Below are 16808 nucleotides of genomic sequence, written 5' to 3'. Positions count from 1 at the left end.
CTCCAGTCTGCCGTTTTGGATGACGGTTTCCTACTCCAGGTCAGACGCGGTCAGTGCGGATGGGTCGCAGGGCGTATCCCGGATGCTACTCTCCAGCGACACTAGTAGGATGATGTCAAACGCCAGCCCCATCACCACGCTTGGACTTGCGCACTACCGCTATGGCGATATTCGCTTCGGCCTGCGGATATCGGACCGGCTGATGCATTGCTACATCCTCGGTCAAACCGGCACTGGCAAATCGACGCTCCTTGCCAACATGGCTCGACAAGATGCGAGCCAGGGCACGGGATTTTGTCTGATCGACCCGCATGGCGACCTCGCAAAAGAACTGGCCACAGAACTGGGAGACGCGGCTCTCTATTGGGATGTGGCGAACGACGCAAGTCCCTATGGATACAATCCTTTGACACGCACATCTCCGGCCCTGCGACCACTCGTGGCCTCCGGCTTGATCGACACGTTCCAAAAGCAATGGGCAGAAGCCTGGGGCGTGCGGATGGAGCACCTCCTCCGCCAGGCCCTTCTGGTGCTCTTGGACCAACCGCGCGCAGACCTCAGCGATATCCTGACCCTGTTCCTGGACCGCCAGTTTCGGACGGAAGCGCTCTCGCGGGTCACCGATCCGCAATTGCTGCAGTTCTGGCAGAAGGAATTTCCAGCGATGAACTACAAAACTGCCGCCGACGGCATTGCACCGATTGCCAACAAGCTCGGTGCCTTCCTGTCGCATCCTGTTATCCGTCGCGCCATCTGCGACCCGGCGGAACCGCTGCGCCTGCGCCGAATCATGGATGAGGGCCAGGTCCTGATTGTCAATCTTGCCCGCGGTCGCCTCGGCTCGGACATCGCGAATGTCCTGGGTGGTCTCTTGGTTTCCAGCTTAATCCATGGGGCCTTTACTCGAACGATGACACCCGGTCATATGCGACGACCTTTCTTTCTCTATATCGATGAGTTCCACAGCTTCACCACGGATTCTCTCGCCGATCTCCTGTCGGAGACCCGCAAATATGGGCTGGGGGTCATCCTTGCTCAACAGCATACCAGCCAGACCGCGGCAAATGTTCTGGCGTCCGTGCTGGGCAAAGTCGGGACGATGATCACTTTCCGCATCGGCGCGGCAGATGCACCAATGCTGTCTGCACAACTTGGTGGCGTCGATACACGTGACCTGATCAATCAGCCCAATCACCGCGCGTTTGTGCGCATGCTGATCGACGGTGCACCAAGCCCGCCCTTTACCATGACCGCGCTGCCGCCGGTCAGGCGTCAGGGCGAGGGCTGACAGGGTCTACGAGCTACCCGCTTGGGTTGGTAACCTTATTTGATGACCCGCGAACCTGCCAATCTTGACCCACAACTTCAGCGCCACCTGGCGCTCTGCAAGCGCATGTACCTGCGCATGCTGGCCGACGGCACCTGGCCGTTATCTGAGACGCCGGACTCGCCAGAATCCGAGAATATGGTAGAGTCGGAGAATAACCCCCAATGACATATGAAAACCTGCTTCGGCTACATCCGGGTGAGCACCCAGAGACAGGGTGAGGGTGTTTCGCTCATTGCTCAGAAAGAAGCGATCCAGGCCTTTGCCGACCGGCAAAGTCTTTCGGTGATTGAGTGGTTCGAGGAAAAACAGACCGCCGCCAAAGGCGGAAGGCCCATCTTCAACCAGATGCTTAGGAAGCTCAAACGCGGTAAGGCACAGGGCGTCATCATGCACAAGATCGACCGCTCTGCCCGCAACATGCGCGATTGGGCCATGGTCACTGAACTGCCCGACCTCGGCATTGACGTACATATTGCCACGGAAAGCCTCGACTTCACCTCTCGAGGCGGCCGTCTCACGGCCGATATCCAAGCGGTGATCGCCGCCGATTACATCCGCAACCTGCGCGACGAAACCATCAAGGGGCTGACGGGCAGGCTCAAGCAGGGCCTCTATCCATTCCGCGCGCCAATCGGTTACCTCGACCAGGGAAAAGGGAAACCCAAAATTCCTGATCCAAAGAAAGCGCCCCTGATCCGCGAAATGTTCGAGCTTTACGCCACAGGTAAGTACTCGTTGCGATCCTTACAGGTCGAGAGCAATCGCCGTGGCCTGCGCAACAACAACGACAAACCGCTTAGCCTGCACGGTATCGCGACGATCCTGAACAACCCGTTCTATACCGGGCTGATTGTTATCCGCCGCACCGGTCAGAGCTATGAGGGCGTCCACAAGCCAATCGTGTCGACGTCCCTTTACCAGCAGGTACAGGCCCTCAAGAATGGCCGCTGTGGAAAGAAAATCACACGACACAAGCACCGTTATCGAGGGCTGTTTCGCTGTGGGCTTTGCGGCGCTGCAATGTCGCCAGAGCTTCAAAAGGGACACGTGTACTATCGCTGCCAAACCCCGCCTTGCGAAACGAAGACCATTCGCGAGGATCGCTTGGATGCCGAAATCTTTTCGGCTTTGACACGCTTACAGCTCACACCGGAACAGGCAACGGCGCTTCGGAACGCGTGGGCTAAAGATCAATGTGAGCAGGAACAGGCCACGCAGCGCGAAGCACTTTCTCTGCAAATTGCTCGCGAAGAAACGCGTTTACAACGACTGGCAGACTTGCTTATCGACGGCGACATCGATCGAGGAACCTTCCAAGAGAAAAAGCAGGCTTTGGAGTTGTCCATCCGGGTCCGCCGTGAAGAACGCGCGGCACTGCCTGATCCCAGGCAGATTGTGCAGGACCGCATGGATTTCCTCGAACTGATGAAAAACCTTACCCTGCTTCACATTTGCGCCACGCCGGCGGAAAAACGCGAAATCGTCGAAAACGCCTTCTCGAACCGAATTGTGGTCGGGAAAAACGTCGATTTGAAGCCGCATAATTGGCTTCAGACACGCGACATTTTCCAACCTGTCTTCTCTGGTGCCCCATATCGACACACATCTCGAACTCATCCGGAGTTTTCGCGGCTGACGAAGTTTTTGCCGACACTAAAGGAGAAAGTCAGCCAGACCTGAAGCATTCCGGTTTTCGAGGCTTGCGTGCGGGACACACGCTACCAGATTGACCCGCAATCAAAGTAACCTGAACGGTCAATAGGCCGACGACGCGGCCGCGAGGCCCCTACCCGCACGGAAGGCGTCGAGCATGGAACTGGGCCATCAGGAACCAATACGCCACGTTTGCCAGTGTTTCGTCTGAACCGGGACGACGGCATATCCAACTGTCGATGCCAGGAAAGGGAATTACCTTGGCGAACGGACCCGGGATGACTTCTGCAAGCCGTCCGCTAAATTCTTGCACTGCGCAATGCCGCGAATATTTCTGTCACGCTCTCCGGGATTTTGGCGGCCGCCATGTCCAACACCGCATCGAGATCTTCTTGGTGGATACCGAACCGCGAATTTCCCTCGTCGTCGATCAGATGCACAAGGATCGGCGTCATGAGTTGCGCCCCAATGTCAGTCTGCATGAACGCTTGCCAAGGCTCCAAGTGAGCCTTCACAGCGCCCATGAAGCCCTCGCACCAGTCCATCGCAATCACGTGACCCTCTGGCGCCTGCCAAAAGACCGGTTCCAAGATCCGGCCTGAACACAGGCGCTCGAGGATCGCCTCGTATCGTTTGATAACGATATTCAGGATATCTTCTGGCACCCGCGCTGGATCGCCCAATGTCGCCGCCAGGCAGGCCTGCAGAGATGGCATGCCGGACATGCAGATGGCTCCAGTCAGATATCCATCGAGGTCGGACAGGCCCATCGACGTCTCCGGGCTCAGTTCCGAAGACAGATAGGCGTCCAGGCGATCCAGATCGTTCATATTGGGGATCTGCGTTGCATTTCTTGAAGCGTGGCAAACCCGCTTGGGATGCTCGCAAGTGTCTATACTGAAGATGCCGCCGACGAAAAGGGCGGCTGACGCAAGAGACGCCTCAAAGGGAGATTATTCCTTGGGTTCGCACGCGCTTTCGACAACCTTTTGGCGTTCTTGTGTAGCGGTCAGGAACGGGCGCTGACTCTGTGCAGAAAGGCTGGCTCTGAAGAGCCGGCCAGTCCATCAGGGAGGAAGGGACTTCAAGAGCCCTGTCCCAGAAGAATAATCCGATTCACGACAGAATGCGCTGCGCTGCGCATATCGGAAAATACCTTGTGTTCATCAAGCACCAAACGCGACTGACCGCAGTTTGGCTTTTGCCGTAGCGACCAAGGCCATGAATGGCGGTCACGTGCAAAATCGATGCTGTCGCACCTCGGTTTTTTTGCGCAATTGTTGTCGCGAAAGCCGCGAGGACATACCAGCGCCAATCGCGACATGCCACTTCAATTCGACTCAGAACTGATCCGGCCAAAGGCGCGACGTATGTCGAAACGCCAGGATTTCGATCTGATGTGCTGTGACGCGGTAAACAAGAATGTAGGATGGTGAGACAACAGCCTCCCTTGTGCCTTCAACGCGCCCGGGCCGACCAACATTTGGCTGTGAAACCAGCGTCCCTTCGACAAGGTCAAGTGAACGCGCAAGCAAATCATCTGCTGCCTGCAGGTTTTCGGCAGCCAGGTAGGAGATGACTTCCGCGATGTCTTCCAGTGCCCGCGGTGTCCAGACCGGCGTCATCACGATTTTGCTTGCGGCCTAGGTAGGGGAGAAGGGGATGTGAGGCTGCGTAGATAGCCAGTAGCCTGCTTGTGGTCGACAACCTGCCCGGCCTCCGCTTGTGCAAGTCCCTCTTCAACTGCGGCCACAAAGGCTTCTTCTTCTGCGAGATAGCGTTCGACCGCGGTGTTGGTCAGAAATGACTTGCTGCGACGGGTTATCATCGCAAGACGATCAAGTCGGGCCTTGGTTTCCGGCGTCGTATGAAACGTAACGGTTGCGCGCTCTGCCATCCCATGCCTCTGTGAAAAGTTGTTCATATGTGTACATGATAACACATGCACCCTGCCCCTGCAAAACTTTGGTTGTGATCGTGGGATTGCGATCTCAGTCAAACAACTCCAGCTGCACTGGGATGACGGCATAACCTCGGCGGCACTTTGTGGATTTCAGCTTCGACAGGGACGCCAGTGCGGCCTCTTGGGACTCGGAATATTCCGTCTTCGACTGTCCTCCCGCAGCGCCGATCCGGCCCCATGTACGGGTCAGGCACCATTCGCCGAACAACGTCTGCACAAGCGAGAGATGATAATACCGCCTTTGCCGCAGCGCGGGCACGATCTTTTCCAGCCGGATATCGAGCCCCGGGGCCGTCATGCCTCCCCCTGCCCGGCCAGACCAGCATCCTGCAATGCTTCATGGTCCGGCAGGTCGCGCAGAGACGACAGGCCGAAGACAGACAGGAACCTATCGGTGGTCACGAATGTATAGGGCGCCCCACGGCGTGGACTGCGTGGGCCGGTTGCAATCAAGTCCTGGGCGTGCAGCCGCCCGATCAGGTCGCGGCTGATCTCCTTGCCAAAGATCTCCTTCAGCCCGTCCCGCGTGATCGGCTGGTGATAGGCGATCGCCGCGAGAACGGCGACATCGGCCTCTTTCAGGTCCAGCGCCTGGTCGGCCACGTCCGCGGCCATGCGGATGACCGGCGCATAAGCCGCGCGCGTTTGCAGGCACCACCCTTCGGCAACCGCAACCACATCATAGGGCCGACCTTCCAGATCGGCACGCAGGTCTTCGATCAAGAGGTCCACCGACGCACCCTGCCCGACCACCCGCGCCAGGTCACGGGTGGGAACCGGCGATGCACTGGCAAATAGCACTGCCTCGATCCGCCGCATCCATTCGCGCCAGCGCAGCTCTGGCGGCAGCGCGTCGAGTTCCCGGTCGAAATCGGTATCGGCACGATCCTTGGGCATGGCTACAGCCCGTAGAGCCGGAACGTATCACGCCCGGTCAACTCGCGCACCGCGCCGAGCTCGACCAGACGATCACAGAGACGTCGCGCCGACCGGCCGGTCATACGGCAGGTGCTGCCCTTCACGATTGGGGAGAGCGCCAGGGAAGGGGAGAGCGCATCCTGTTCCTCGAACAGCCTCACCGCGGCCCCTGCCCCTTTCGCGCGCAGTTTTGGTGCGACCTCCCGCAAGCGCGAAACCCGCCGGGCCAGGTCCTGCACCAGCGGCGCCACCTCCCGGCTGCCTGTCAGGACGGCCCTGGAACAGGCCTGTTGCAGAGCCGCGTCCCTCTTTTGGAGATCGCGCCGGGACAGACCCAAGGACACCAATGGAAACGTATGACGCCAGCCCAGGGACGCGGACAAAGCCGCGTCCGCAACCATCAGGGCAGTCCCTTCATCGCCCGGGTGTGCGTTCAGGGCCTCTTGCAGGGCGATTGCCGCGGCGACAATCGGCGCCCCCTGCCCGCGCCCCGGAGACTTCAAAGGCGCACGCACTTGTGCCCGCCAATTTGCGAACACCGCGCCGCCAGGTCCCAGGGTATCTCCGGGCCGGGCCAGGTGGACCTCGTCCCGCAACTCCGCAGCCCGTTCAGAACGACCCGCGCGCTTCAGGCAGGCGTCGGCCGCCAGCAGTGCCAAGCGATCCCGCAAGAGGGAAGCGGGGACCGTCGGATTTTGGAGCAGCAGATGCAGGTGGGTGAGGGCAGCGCCCGACAAAAAGGCCACATCTTCAGGAGTTTCGGCCTGCGCGACGGTGACCCAGGCGGGCAGCCGCGGTAGGGTGGTCAGGTCGTCGTCAAGAGCATGCCCGGCATATGTCATTCTACTGAGTATAGACGTTGGCGGCGCTTTTAGCCACAAAATACTGTAGAAACCGCCCTGCCTTGCCGGATCAAATAATGTCCAATAAGTTTGCATTATCGGACATAGAAGAATATGCTCAGCAACATGTCAGAAAACCACGAGAAATCGCGCTCAGAGGTGCCAATCGGGTCTTCGTCCAACGAGAACAGCGAGAGAGATCGCCCCGACAGCGAGGCCTTGAGCCTGCCGTCCTTTGTGGCGGGCTCCGGCACGCTTGACCGGCTGGTCGACACCGCCCGCGACTATGCGCGCGCGGCGGCGTCTGACAACACGCTGAAGGCCTACGCGAAGGATTGGGCGCACTTCGCGCGCTGGTGCCGGATGAAGGGCACGGAACCGCTGCCTCCGTCGCCGGAAATGATCGGGCTCTACCTCGCGGATCTGGCGTCCGGGTCGGGACCCTCTCCTGCCCTGTCGGTGTCCACCATCGACCGGCGACTGTCCGGCCTTGGCTGGAACTATGCGCAGCGCGGCTTTGCCCTTGATCGCAAGAACCGCCACATCGCGACGGTGCTCGCCGGGATCAGGCGCAAGCACGCGCGCCCCCCGATGCAGAAGGAAGCGATCCTGGCAGAAGACATCCTCGCGATGGTCGCCACCCTGCCCTATGACCTGCGCGGGCTGCGGGATCGGGCAATCCTTCTCCTTGGATACGCCGGAGGCCTGCGCCGCTCGGAGATCGTCAGCCTCGACGTGCACAAAGACGATACGCCGGATTCCGGCGGCTGGATCGAGATCCTGGAGAAAGGTGCCCTGCTCACGCTCAACGCCAAGACCGGCTGGCGCGAGGTCGAGATCGGCCGCGGCTCCAGTGATCAGACCTGCCCCGTGCGTGCGCTCGAGCAGTGGCTGCATTTCGCCAAGATCGACTTCGGTCCGGTCTTCGTCGGCACCTCACGGGATGGCAAACGAGCGTCCGAAACCAGACTGAACGACAAACATGTCGCGCGCCTGATCAAGCGTACTGTCATGGACGCGGGTATCCGATCCGAGCTGCCGGAGAAAGACCGGCTGGCGCTGTTTTCCGGCCACTCGCTGCGCGCCGGCCTCGCCAGTTCGGCCGAGGTCGACGAACGCTACGTGCAAAAGCACCTGGGGCACGCGTCGGCCGAGATGACTCGCCGCTACCAGCGCCGCCGCGATCGGTTCCGCGTGAACCTGACCAAGGCCGCAGGTCTATAGCCCTCAGCTTTCAATCGGTCGTTTAATAGCGATGTATGAAACTGCAGAAAGACTGTTTTGGTGCCCCTGATAGGTTACGCTCGGGTCTCGACCGAGGATCAGACCCCCCTGCCCCAGTCGCAGGCCCTGAAATCCGCGGGCTGCGCCGAGATCCATGAAGAACAAGCCTCGGGCGGCAATCGTGCGCGGCCGGTGCTGGCGCGGGTGCTGGAACGCGTATCCAAGGGCGACACGCTGGTGGTCGTGCGGATTGACCGCCTCGCGCGATCCCTATCGCATCTGCTGGAGGTGATCGAGCGGCTGGAGGCCAAGGGTGCGTTCTTTCGTTCCATTCAGGACCCGATCGACACTGGATCCCCCCAGGGCAAGTTCACGTTGCAGGTCTTGGGCGCTGCGGCCGAGTTCGAGCGTGCCCTGATCCGGGAACGCACCAAGGCCGGCCTTGCCAGCGCACGCACAAAGGGCCGCGTGGGCGGGAACCCTGGGCTGCGGGCCAAAGACCCTGCCGCTCTTCGCAAGGTGCGGCTCGCGCGGCAAGACGGCTACATGGAGCGGCTGAACGAGACGGCTCAAGACTGGGTGCCCCAAGTGCGCCGGTTGCGCCCCGACTTGGCCTGGGAAGACGTTGTGCGCATCATCAACGGCCCCCTGCCCGAGGCGCGTCGCTGGACCCAAAGCCGTCTCTTGCGCGCTGTGAGGGCCTATGTCCGCGACGGCTTCCTGCCTGCCGAGGTGCTGGCCCGCGCCGGGCGCCGCGAAACCGACGACCGCCTGCCCGCAATTATTGCTGGCATCAAGGGCGCAGATCCCGACATCACGCTTCAAGCGATCTGTGAACGGCTGGAATCTATGCGCGAACGCACGCCTCGTGGCCGAACAAGATGGCAGCCGTCTTCGGTGAAAATGCTGTTGGAGCGGGCGGAACGACTTGGCCTCATGCCGTACGAATCGAGCCAAGATCAGATGTAGCTTCTGACCCGAATCCAAAAAATTTCACCGGGAGAAAACTCCACAGGAGGCATAAAGTGCCAATAGTTGCTTGGGGTTAGCTGCTAATGTGCCAACTCAACAGAGTAGCGGCTCGATTCGGTTAGATCTGCATTTAATATATCTATATCAATGACTTGCTGAGTTTTTTATACGACAACACCTATAGGTGTTGTGGATAACTTTCACACTACATTTAGATTCTTCTTGCCGGACTCACTGGATCGTGGCATTCCCATTCTGACGGCAAAACGCGTCAGACACGCTGTACACCGTCAGAATGACTAAGAGCCTCAACAGAGGCCGAGAGTGGGCGGCAGGACATGGATGATCGTAACATTGGATACACGCAAGGCATAGGCTCTTCCGATATCGGAGCATTTGCCGACAATCTGGCTGAGTCTTTGGATCGCCAGATGAAGATCGCTTTCGAACCCGAAGAACGAAAGTCCCTACGCCGCTTCAGTTCCACCGAAGTCGCCGGCCTCCTGCGCGTAAGCACATCTAACCTGCGCAACCGGCACAAGGACGGCAGCTTCCCGGAAGTGCATACAGACAACCGCGGACACCGGTTCTACACAGCCCAAGAGATTGATGAGTTGCGCGATGTTCTTGGACGCACTGGAAAGAACGCAGAAAGCTACCGCCCAGGTCGACGTGATGGCGATCGTCTCCAGGTGATATCCGTCGTCAACTTCAAAGGCGGTTCATCAAAGACTACTGCAACGATTCATCTTGCGCAAAGGTATGCCTTGCGCGGTTACCGCGTGCTGGTCCTAGACCTCGATCCGCAAGCAAGTTTGACCACGTTTTTCGGCTTTCGGCCCGAGCTTGAGTTCGCCGATGGCGGCACAATCTATGATGCTTTGAGATATGAGGACCAAGTTCCTCTCTCGAACGTCATCCAAAAGACCTACTTCCATAAGCTCGACATGGTGCCCGCCGGTTTGATGCTCTCGGAGTACGAAACCGAGACCGCAAACGCTCTCGCCCGTCGCGTACAACCCATCTTTGCAGAGCGCCTCGCCTTGGCGCTTGAAGAGGTTGAGGCAAACTACGACATCGTCCTGATCGACTGCCCGCCTCAGCTTGGGTTTCTAACCCTGACTGCGCTGGCAGCCTCGACGGGACTTTTGGTTACCGTGGTACCTGGCATGCTTGACATCGCATCCATGAGCCAATTCCTGAAGCTTGCTTCAGAAACGGTCAAGGCGGTGGAGGAAGCCATCGGTCGGCGTGTCACATGGGATTTTGTCAAGTTCCTGATTACCAGATATGAACCGTCGGACGGTCCGCAGACCCAAATGGCAGGCTACCTGAGATCAATTCTGGCAGGTCAGGTCATGACAGAGCCGATGCTGAAGTCTACGGCGATCTCCGACGCGGGGATGACCCAGCAGACCGTCTACGAAGTCGATCCAAGCCAATTCATCAGAAAGACAATTGATCGCGCCCTGACCAGCGTGAATGGCGTTGGCGATGAGCTAGAGCAGACGATCCAAATGGCATGGGGGCGTCGCTAATGGCCCGAAACATCTTCAACCAGCCTCCAAGGAATGAGACGGAGAGCGGAGCCCCCTCCCCTACCCCGCCAAAAGCGGCAAAGCTGCCGGGATCTGTTGGAGGATTGCGCGACTCTTTGCGCGAGATCACAGCAAACTCGATTCGCGATATCGAACCCGATCAGATTGACATGGATGGGCTGCGCGATCGGTTGGTGCTGGAAGATTCCAGTATCGATGAGTTGGCCGAGAGCATTCGCAAGCATGGCCAACAAGTGCCCATCATGGTCCGTCCATCAGCCCAACCGGACAGATACCGCATCATCTACGGCCGCCGCAGGCTTGCGGCGATCCGTAAGGTCGGTGGAACGGTCAAGGCAATTGTTCGAACCTTGGACGATGACGCCTCTCTGATCGCTCAAGGCCAGGAGAACAACCTCAGGCTTGATCCGTCTTTTATAGAAAAGTCTATTTTTATCAAAGAGATGCAAGAATCCGGGTACAAACCCGGTGTCATTCAAGATGCTCTAGGTCTGACCCGGCAAGGCGTATCCAACCACAGGGTCGTCATAGAACAACTGCCAGACGGTCTTGTTCAACTCATCGGGCCAGCACATGGGATCGGACGACGGCAGTGGGGTGAGCTAGCTGCCTTATCGGTGAAGGTAGATTTGGTGGACATCGCCAAAGAGGCGCTCGCCGCCCTGCCCGACGACACTCCTAGTTCCGAAAAGTTCCAAGCGGTCTATTCGGCTTGCTCGAGCAAAGCACGTAGCGACAAGAAGCCGCCCAATCGTGGGCTGACTTCGGTCATCAATGATGAGAACGGCAGTTCATTGGGCACGCTGACAATCGATGAGAAGGCGATCGCTCTCAAGGTCACCAAGAAGGACAATCCAGAATTCGGCCAATGGCTCGAAGAACACGCGGAAGCTACGCTTTTGCAACTCTTCGTACAGTGGCGGAATGAGAGAGGCTCTGGGTCCTAACCCAGGCCACACAGAGCAACACGAGCAGAGGAGAAAAGCGAAGACCCGAAAGAAAAGAGCCCCCCAAAGTTTCCCCTGGAGAGCCCTCATCATCTGATTAGCATCTTTGATGTAGCAACCTCCAGCATACCGGTCAAGAGTCACCGATTCGGTGGACTGATATTTTTTGCCTTTTTCCGCGAAAATTCGAGGAAAGAGACGGGGAAGTTGTGGGCCGAACGGTCGTCGTGAACAAGCCATGGCATTTACAAAACTCTCGATCGAAGCCGCAGGTGCTGATGCAACCCGCGGCTCATTTCCCCCATCTGAAACCGACGTCTGGACCATCTTCAGAGCCCTGAGAGATGCACGCAGCGTGTTTGGTCTACGTCCTGGCCACATACAGACACTTCAAGCAATGCTCAGTTTTCTGAAACCTGGCCATGGCGAAACGGTTTTTGCGTCTAACAATTCACTTTGCCAGCGCGTTGGCGGAATCGACGAACGGACACTCCGGAGGCACATCAACCGCTTCGTTGAACTCGGATTCATCAAGCGCAATGACAGCTCGAACCGAAAGCGCTACCGCGTTCGCTCATCCGGCGGGGAGTGCATCAGTTATGGATTGTCTCTCACCCCCCTGCTCCAACGTGCGAGCGAGCTTATAGCCATCGCGCAAGAGATGGAGAATAACCGGCGAGATCGGATATTTGTCCGCAAACAGATCCTTACAAAGCTCGCCCATTTGGAGGAGCACGATCCTAGCAACGCATTCATCAACCACGCACGGAAAGCTCTACGCAGGAAGCTGAGCCTCCCCGAATACCACGCTCTGCTCGCCAATACAGATGCAGAATGCCAGAGTTTGTCTACCCCGGATGACCCGCCTGAAACTATGGAATTGCCCGCCAATGACGGACAAACTGTCCGGCATCAATCTAAGTCTGAAGAAGAAAAAAAAGATTTAGATAGCAACATAGGCGATGAGGCCCTGAAACCAGACTTGCTGACCTCAGTCTGCGATCAGGCGACATCGTTCTCCACAGAGAGACTTAGAAACTGGTTGGACATTGAAAACCATGCTCGAACACTTGCACCCATGATGGGCATTCACCCAGAAACTTTCGAGAAAGCCAAGAATGCTGTAGGAGCTCAGAAAGCGTCATGCGCGATCTTCATCATGCTACAACTTGGAAAACGCATCCGGGATTTTGGGGCGTATTTTCACAGTATCACCCTGGGTCAAAGGCAAAACCAATTTGATCCATTAGCTTTGATCAAGCGACTGTCCGAAACCAATGAGCGAACTGTCTAATGTCCACCGCGGTGGACTTCGAACGAGAAGCGGCGCTTGTGGCAACCAAAACTGTCCAAACGCACCTAGCGGCGCGTGGTGGTTCTTCAGTTTATCTCAGACCAGCAGATGTCCACCGCGGTGGACAAGTGACACACGAGCAAGCCTTGATGAAAATCTCGCAGGCCATGGAAGAAATCGGCGGCCAGGCATTAAACCCTAAATCCCTAAAGTTATTGTGGGAGGTCACCATCTCCAAAGAGGTTTGGAAAGAGCCGCTCTCGATAATCCAACGGAAACGCCAACCGAACTGGCGTCTTCGGCGAGACGGAAGTCAGGTATCCGGCGGCGGTCAGTTTACTCAGCGTGTTGCGAGCAGTACGCTCGGACGTCTTGAGCACAATCTGCGCATCGCCTCGTTCCAGTGCCCCATGCCGAAGAACCGCCGAGATTAGTTCCGGCGCTCGCTTGTCATCGATGGTATCTGCAACAAGACGACGATACCGTTGGTCCAGTCCGCCGAGATCGAACAATCTTGCTGAGAAGCTGATCTGGTCGAGCGTCACCTTTAGGAACCATTCACTAAACGTCTTCAGTGCCGCTTCTGACAGGTTCCCCCGTCCGTCGCGGTCTCCGCGACGTGGACTGTCGGCCAGATCCATCATCCGTTTGTACTCGCCCCGATCGGTTAGCCCGCGGGCCAGCCCACGTGATACGGACCAGAGCCCTTGGCCACCAATCCCCGCTGTGAGGGCCATGGCATGAGACATCAGTCTGCTGACACGGCCGTTACCATCCGGGAAAGGGTGGATGTAGTTGAGCCGGTGATGTGCAGAGGCGATCGCGATGATCCGTCCGCTCGAAGACCGCGCCGCAATCTGAAATCGTTTGTCGAAATGGTCCATGAATGCCGCGACGCGCGACGATGAAGGAGGTAGGTGGCGCCCGACCGCAACTTCCCGATCGTCATCCTGGCGCATGCGTCCCGGAACGATGGGCTCTTTTGTGCCGTCGGGATGTTCGATGACCCGAAACTCATCCGGCATCTCGTCGTAGAAGCTCTTATGGACCCAAGTCAGGAATTCGACGGATGTGGGGCGGGGCAGGGTGCCTATGCGATGCATCTCATCGATGGCCCGTTGAACGATGACGTGCGCTCGGGCCTCAAGGGCGAGAGGACGGGTTTCTTCCTCAAGCTCGGCACCAGCCAGCGCCCTTTCGATGTCGCGGGGGCGCGTGTTGTGTCCTTCGATCAGGTTGGAGTAGTAGCAGTTCATCACACGGACGAGATCGGCAAGTTCGGCTGCGCTGTCAGGATGCAACCCTTGTCCCAGCCCGGTGGCTTCCCTCTGGATGTCGACCGAAAGGTCTGCCAGTTCTGTAGGAATATGCTCCTCGAAGAAGCAGGGTTCGATCCTGGCGGGTGTTTCCAGCATTTTGCCGATCTTCCATGTTTGCAAAGTAATTGAAAAATAAACACATTTCGTACTTTCAAGCAAGGTTTTGCCGATATGCGTTGCCGATCTTGGTTGCCGATCTAGAATTGCTGCATGAAATCAATGGCTTCGGCAGATGCGCCGGGCTTTTCGGTTTTGTTGTGTGCCCAAAGGGGCCGGAAAAAGAGAAAGTGTCCTTCGGGTTTTGTGACTGACGGATGAGGGCCTTTGGGGTCCCTCAGATGGGTCCGGGCCGGATTCCGGTCTGTCTTTCCTGATGAAGGGCATTCCGATGCAAACAGGTGTCTTGCGCGTGTTGCGCGCCACCGCTGCCTCGTGGTGGCGACACAAGGAACTACGCCGAACCGACCAGACGGGGCAGGCACAGCGGCGCGAGCGCGAGACTGTCCTGCGTGACCTCGGCTATCTGAAGCAGGCGGCGTTATTGCCAAACGCGCATGTGATCTGCGGAGAGGGCGGGACATTCATCCATCTTGGTTGGACCACCGTTTCGACCTTCGCGCCGATCGAGCGCTTTCCCTTGGCCACTCTTGCGGTCGCACGAGGGACCCCGTTCATCGATATCCGACCCGTCACCGATGTCATCGCCCTCGCGAACCTACCGCGGGTGGCGCGGGACGGATCGGGCGACTCTGAACCTTGGGGTCCCGGCAGGTCCGTGTCGCTGACCACCTACATCGACACGGTCGAAGCCCTCGGTGCCAGGATCATCAACGATCCGAGCCCCCGTCAGTCAATCTGATCACCATTCCCTCTCACCAAAACTCGAAAGGAGGCCAGCCATGGCCCGATCCCGCACGACCAAATTCGATGCCTCCGAGGTCATCACAAACGAAATCATCCGTATCATTGAGCGCGGCGTCCTGCCGTGGCGCAAGCCATGGACCGCAGGTGGCAGCTCTCGTCCCCTGCGCGTGGGCGGGGAACCCTACCAGGGAGTGAACAACTTCCTGCTGACGATGCGGACCGTGATGGCGGGCCACAGCTCGCCCTTCTGGATGACGTTGCCGCAGGCCAATGCGTTGGACGCAAAGGTCCGCAAGGGCGAGAAATCCTCTGTCGTCGTTTACTACGGTCAAAGCCGGAGAGACGCCGGCGATGAGCATGATCACAGCGACGGGGATGATCACTCCGAGGAAGCCCGTATATTCCGCTTCCAGAAATCCTACCGTGTGTTCAATGCCTGCCAGATCGAGGGCTTGCCCGACAGCTTCTTCCCCGACCCGGAGCCCGTGCCCGAGCATCCGCCGTCCGAGCCCATCCCGCACATGCAGGCGTTTTTCGATGCCATCGACATCACAACCGTCTTCACGGGCACGGAGGCGTACTATTTGCCGCCCGTGGACAAGGTCTACATGCCATCCATCACACGGTTCCAGGACCCGCGCAATTTCTACGGGGTCTGGGCCCATGAGCTGGCCCATGCCACGAAAGCCCCGCATCGACTGAACCGTGATTTCGGGTTCTCGAAGTTTGGCAACACGTCCTATGCGCGCGAGGAGATCGTCGCCGAATTGACCTCGGTGTTCCTGGGTCAGACGCTTGGCTTCACGGCGCATACGCTCGAGATGAATGCCGCCTATCTCCACAACTGGTTGCGCGTTCTTCGGTCGGACAAGGGTGCGATCTTCAAGCACGCCGCGGATGCGCAGCGCGCCTGCGACTATCTGATCGCCAGATCGGAGACGGGCAGGGCGGGGCGCAGCGCTGAGGCTGCCTGAAAGATCGATTTCTGCGAAGCGGAGAACGGCGGGTTTGGCGGATTGTGCTGCGGTCGCAGCATGGTGTTCCGAAAGGAGGAAAGGCCGCTACTACAACGGCCGAACCGTTTTACTCAGCCTTCCCGAAAGGGCGCACCCTATCGTTCTGCGGTGACGCTCGCCATCTTGATGCCCGCGAAGATAAGGGCCGCCCCGGCCGTTCTGTTGATCAGACCGACGATCCAGACATGCAGGCCGCCATTGGCAAGCGTGTACCCCAGCTTTGCATAGGCCGAGTAGATCACAAACTGCATCGCAGCCCCCGTCAGCCCCATGATGATCATCTGCGGCGCAATCGGCGCGGCGGTGTCGAGGAACTGCGGCAGGATGGCCGCGAAGAAGAGAAGCACCTTGGGATTGGCAAACTCCACGACAAAGCCTTGCGAAAAGAGAGCCTTCCGGGACCTCACCTTGCCCGTCCGCGTGACCGAGAGCCCGCCCGAGCGGCTGAGCAAGGCGGTTAAGCCGAGATAGACAAGGTAGGCGACGCCGACCCACTTGATGATTTGGAAGATTAGGTTGGACGCGAGGATGAGAGCGGCCAGCCCCGTCGCCGACATAACGAAGTAGATCGCCGTTGCGATCATCATCCCGAACATCTGGAAAACCGTCCTGCGCCAGCCGTTCGTCGCGCCTTGCGACGCCACAAGGAGCGCGGACGGACCGGGCGACGCGATCACGACGGCCTGTGTCGTCGCGAAGATCAAGAATGCCTGAAGTTCCATCGCATCGTCCCCTTGCTGCTCTATGACAACAAAGGAAGCTTCCATCCTAGGAGTCAACCGATCAAAACAGTTCCGCTAGATATGGCCATGGGAAATGTACCTTCGTGCGTAGCGCAGCGAATCGGTGCTTCGTCCGCTGAGCGGACACTTGGATTTGTTCGGGGCGGGTGGTGGTCAGGACCGTT

At 58.4% G+C, this 16808-nt stretch carries 17 protein-coding genes; 9 read left to right on the top strand and 8 right to left on the bottom strand.

Going from position 1 to position 16808, the window contains the following annotated elements; translation table 11 throughout:
• Positions 1 to 19: 19 nt before the first annotated feature.
• Positions 20 to 1288 (top strand): type IV secretory system conjugative DNA transfer family protein, encoded by a 1269-nt coding sequence (locus BMZ35_RS19580; RefSeq protein WP_242654870.1) that lies wholly within the window; start codon positions 20 to 22, stop codon positions 1286 to 1288.
• A gap of 210 nt (positions 1289 to 1498) precedes the next feature.
• Complete coding sequence (locus BMZ35_RS19575) at positions 1499 to 3010, top strand: recombinase family protein (protein WP_093096857.1); 1512 nt, start codon at positions 1499 to 1501, stop codon at positions 3008 to 3010.
• Positions 3011 to 3282: 272 nt separating this feature from the next.
• Here BMZ35_RS19575 and BMZ35_RS19570 read toward each other — a convergent pair whose 3' ends face one another.
• The 6 genes from BMZ35_RS19570 to BMZ35_RS19545 all read right to left on the bottom strand — a co-directional run bounded on the left by BMZ35_RS19570 (position 3283) and on the right by BMZ35_RS19545 (position 6706).
• Positions 3283 to 3813, bottom strand: coding sequence for a YecA/YgfB family protein (locus BMZ35_RS19570; protein WP_093096854.1), 531 nt, complete (start codon positions 3811 to 3813; stop codon positions 3283 to 3285).
• A gap of 510 nt (positions 3814 to 4323) precedes the next feature.
• The gene (locus tag BMZ35_RS19565) at positions 4324 to 4608 is read right to left on the bottom strand and encodes a type II toxin-antitoxin system RelE/ParE family toxin (RefSeq protein WP_093096852.1); all 285 of its coding nucleotides are present in this window, start codon (positions 4606 to 4608) and stop codon (positions 4324 to 4326) included.
• Positions 4608 to 4880, bottom strand: a complete 273-nt coding sequence (locus BMZ35_RS19560; RefSeq protein WP_093096849.1) for a CopG family ribbon-helix-helix protein — start codon at positions 4878 to 4880, stop codon at positions 4608 to 4610. The genes BMZ35_RS19565 and BMZ35_RS19560 overlap by 1 nt, the downstream gene beginning before the upstream one ends.
• Positions 4881 to 4974: 94 nt before the next feature.
• The gene (locus BMZ35_RS19555; protein ID WP_093096847.1) at positions 4975 to 5244 is read right to left on the bottom strand and encodes a WGR domain-containing protein; all 270 of its coding nucleotides are present in this window, start codon (positions 5242 to 5244) and stop codon (positions 4975 to 4977) included.
• Entirely contained in the window at positions 5241 to 5843 is a 603-nt protein-coding gene (gene scpB / locus BMZ35_RS19550) for an SMC-Scp complex subunit ScpB (protein ID WP_093096844.1), read from the bottom strand. The genes BMZ35_RS19555 and scpB overlap by 4 nt, the downstream gene beginning before the upstream one ends.
• Positions 5844 to 5845: 2 nt before the next feature.
• A complete protein-coding gene (locus BMZ35_RS19545) occupies positions 5846 to 6706 on the bottom strand; it encodes a DUF1403 family protein (RefSeq protein WP_093096842.1) in 861 nt (286 codons plus the stop codon).
• A gap of 126 nt (positions 6707 to 6832) precedes the next feature.
• Between BMZ35_RS19545 and BMZ35_RS19540 the strand changes: the two genes are divergently transcribed.
• The 5 genes from BMZ35_RS19540 to repC all read left to right on the top strand — a co-directional run bounded on the left by BMZ35_RS19540 (position 6833) and on the right by repC (position 12702).
• Complete coding sequence (locus tag BMZ35_RS19540) at positions 6833 to 7930, top strand: tyrosine-type recombinase/integrase (RefSeq protein ID WP_423227769.1); 1098 nt, start codon at positions 6833 to 6835, stop codon at positions 7928 to 7930.
• A gap of 60 nt (positions 7931 to 7990) precedes the next feature.
• Positions 7991 to 8899, top strand: a complete 909-nt coding sequence (locus BMZ35_RS19535; RefSeq protein ID WP_093096886.1) for a recombinase family protein — start codon at positions 7991 to 7993, stop codon at positions 8897 to 8899.
• Positions 8900 to 9240: 341 nt separating this feature from the next.
• Positions 9241 to 10440: a plasmid partitioning protein RepA gene (gene repA / locus BMZ35_RS19530; RefSeq protein WP_009807965.1), complete on the top strand. Its 1200-nt coding sequence runs from the start codon at positions 9241 to 9243 to the stop codon at positions 10438 to 10440.
• Positions 10440 to 11408: a plasmid partitioning protein RepB gene (gene repB, locus BMZ35_RS19525; RefSeq protein ID WP_242654869.1), complete on the top strand. Its 969-nt coding sequence runs from the start codon at positions 10440 to 10442 to the stop codon at positions 11406 to 11408. Before repA ends, repB begins: the two co-directional genes overlap by 1 nt.
• A gap of 238 nt (positions 11409 to 11646) precedes the next feature.
• Positions 11647 to 12702: a plasmid replication protein RepC gene (gene repC, locus BMZ35_RS19520; RefSeq protein WP_093096833.1), complete on the top strand. Its 1056-nt coding sequence runs from the start codon at positions 11647 to 11649 to the stop codon at positions 12700 to 12702.
• A gap of 212 nt (positions 12703 to 12914) precedes the next feature.
• Here the strand turns inward: repC and BMZ35_RS19515 are convergent, their stop codons facing one another.
• The gene (locus tag BMZ35_RS19515; RefSeq protein ID WP_037911598.1) at positions 12915 to 14117 is read right to left on the bottom strand and encodes a Fic family protein; all 1203 of its coding nucleotides are present in this window, start codon (positions 14115 to 14117) and stop codon (positions 12915 to 12917) included.
• 292 nt (positions 14118 to 14409) lie between these two features.
• Between BMZ35_RS19515 and BMZ35_RS19510 the strand changes: the two genes are divergently transcribed.
• Both BMZ35_RS19510 and BMZ35_RS19505 read left to right on the top strand, forming a co-directional pair.
• On the top strand, positions 14410 to 14880 hold the full coding sequence (locus BMZ35_RS19510) for a hypothetical protein (RefSeq protein ID WP_242654868.1): 471 nt from the start codon (positions 14410 to 14412) through the stop codon (positions 14878 to 14880).
• A gap of 40 nt (positions 14881 to 14920) precedes the next feature.
• Positions 14921 to 15859, top strand: a complete 939-nt coding sequence (locus BMZ35_RS19505) for an ArdC family protein (protein WP_093096828.1) — start codon at positions 14921 to 14923, stop codon at positions 15857 to 15859.
• Positions 15860 to 15996: 137 nt separating this feature from the next.
• Here the strand turns inward: BMZ35_RS19505 and BMZ35_RS19500 are convergent, their stop codons facing one another.
• The gene (locus BMZ35_RS19500) at positions 15997 to 16623 is read right to left on the bottom strand and encodes a LysE family translocator (protein WP_093096883.1); all 627 of its coding nucleotides are present in this window, start codon (positions 16621 to 16623) and stop codon (positions 15997 to 15999) included.
• Between the last annotated feature and the right edge of the window lie 185 nt (positions 16624 to 16808).

It is taken from the genome of Shimia aestuarii, from assembly GCF_900114635.1.
Taxonomy (GTDB): Bacteria; Pseudomonadota; Alphaproteobacteria; order Rhodobacterales; family Rhodobacteraceae; genus Shimia; species Shimia aestuarii.
This window is presented reverse-complemented; position numbering and strand designations above follow the sequence as displayed.

Bases quoted from the DNA above. Each gene is read 5' to 3' on its own strand.
- BMZ35_RS19580 (WP_242654870.1), top strand. From the start codon at position 20: ATGACGGTTTCCTACTCCAGGTCAGACGCGGTCAGTGCGGATGGGTCG.
- BMZ35_RS19575 (WP_093096857.1), top strand. From the start codon at position 1,499: ATGAAAACCTGCTTCGGCTACATCCGGGTGAGCACCCAGAGACAGGGT.
- BMZ35_RS19570 (WP_093096854.1), bottom strand. From the start codon at position 3,813: ATGAACGATCTGGATCGCCTGGACGCCTATCTGTCTTCGGAACTGAGC.
- BMZ35_RS19565 (WP_093096852.1), bottom strand. From the start codon at position 4,608: ATGACGCCGGTCTGGACACCGCGGGCACTGGAAGACATCGCGGAAGTC.
- BMZ35_RS19560 (WP_093096849.1), bottom strand. From the start codon at position 4,880: ATGGCAGAGCGCGCAACCGTTACGTTTCATACGACGCCGGAAACCAAG.
- BMZ35_RS19555 (WP_093096847.1), bottom strand. From the start codon at position 5,244: ATGACGGCCCCGGGGCTCGATATCCGGCTGGAAAAGATCGTGCCCGCG.
- scpB (WP_093096844.1), bottom strand. From the start codon at position 5,843: ATGCCCAAGGATCGTGCCGATACCGATTTCGACCGGGAACTCGACGCG.
- BMZ35_RS19545 (WP_093096842.1), bottom strand. From the start codon at position 6,706: ATGACATATGCCGGGCATGCTCTTGACGACGACCTGACCACCCTACCG.
- BMZ35_RS19540 (WP_423227769.1), top strand. From the start codon at position 6,833: ATGTCAGAAAACCACGAGAAATCGCGCTCAGAGGTGCCAATCGGGTCT.
- repA (WP_009807965.1), top strand. From the start codon at position 9,241: ATGGATGATCGTAACATTGGATACACGCAAGGCATAGGCTCTTCCGAT.
- repB (WP_242654869.1), top strand. From the start codon at position 10,440: ATGGCCCGAAACATCTTCAACCAGCCTCCAAGGAATGAGACGGAGAGC.
- repC (WP_093096833.1), top strand. From the start codon at position 11,647: ATGGCATTTACAAAACTCTCGATCGAAGCCGCAGGTGCTGATGCAACC.
- BMZ35_RS19515 (WP_037911598.1), bottom strand. From the start codon at position 14,117: ATGCTGGAAACACCCGCCAGGATCGAACCCTGCTTCTTCGAGGAGCAT.
- BMZ35_RS19510 (WP_242654868.1), top strand. From the start codon at position 14,410: ATGCAAACAGGTGTCTTGCGCGTGTTGCGCGCCACCGCTGCCTCGTGG.
- BMZ35_RS19505 (WP_093096828.1), top strand. From the start codon at position 14,921: ATGGCCCGATCCCGCACGACCAAATTCGATGCCTCCGAGGTCATCACA.
- BMZ35_RS19500 (WP_093096883.1), bottom strand. From the start codon at position 16,623: ATGGAACTTCAGGCATTCTTGATCTTCGCGACGACACAGGCCGTCGTG.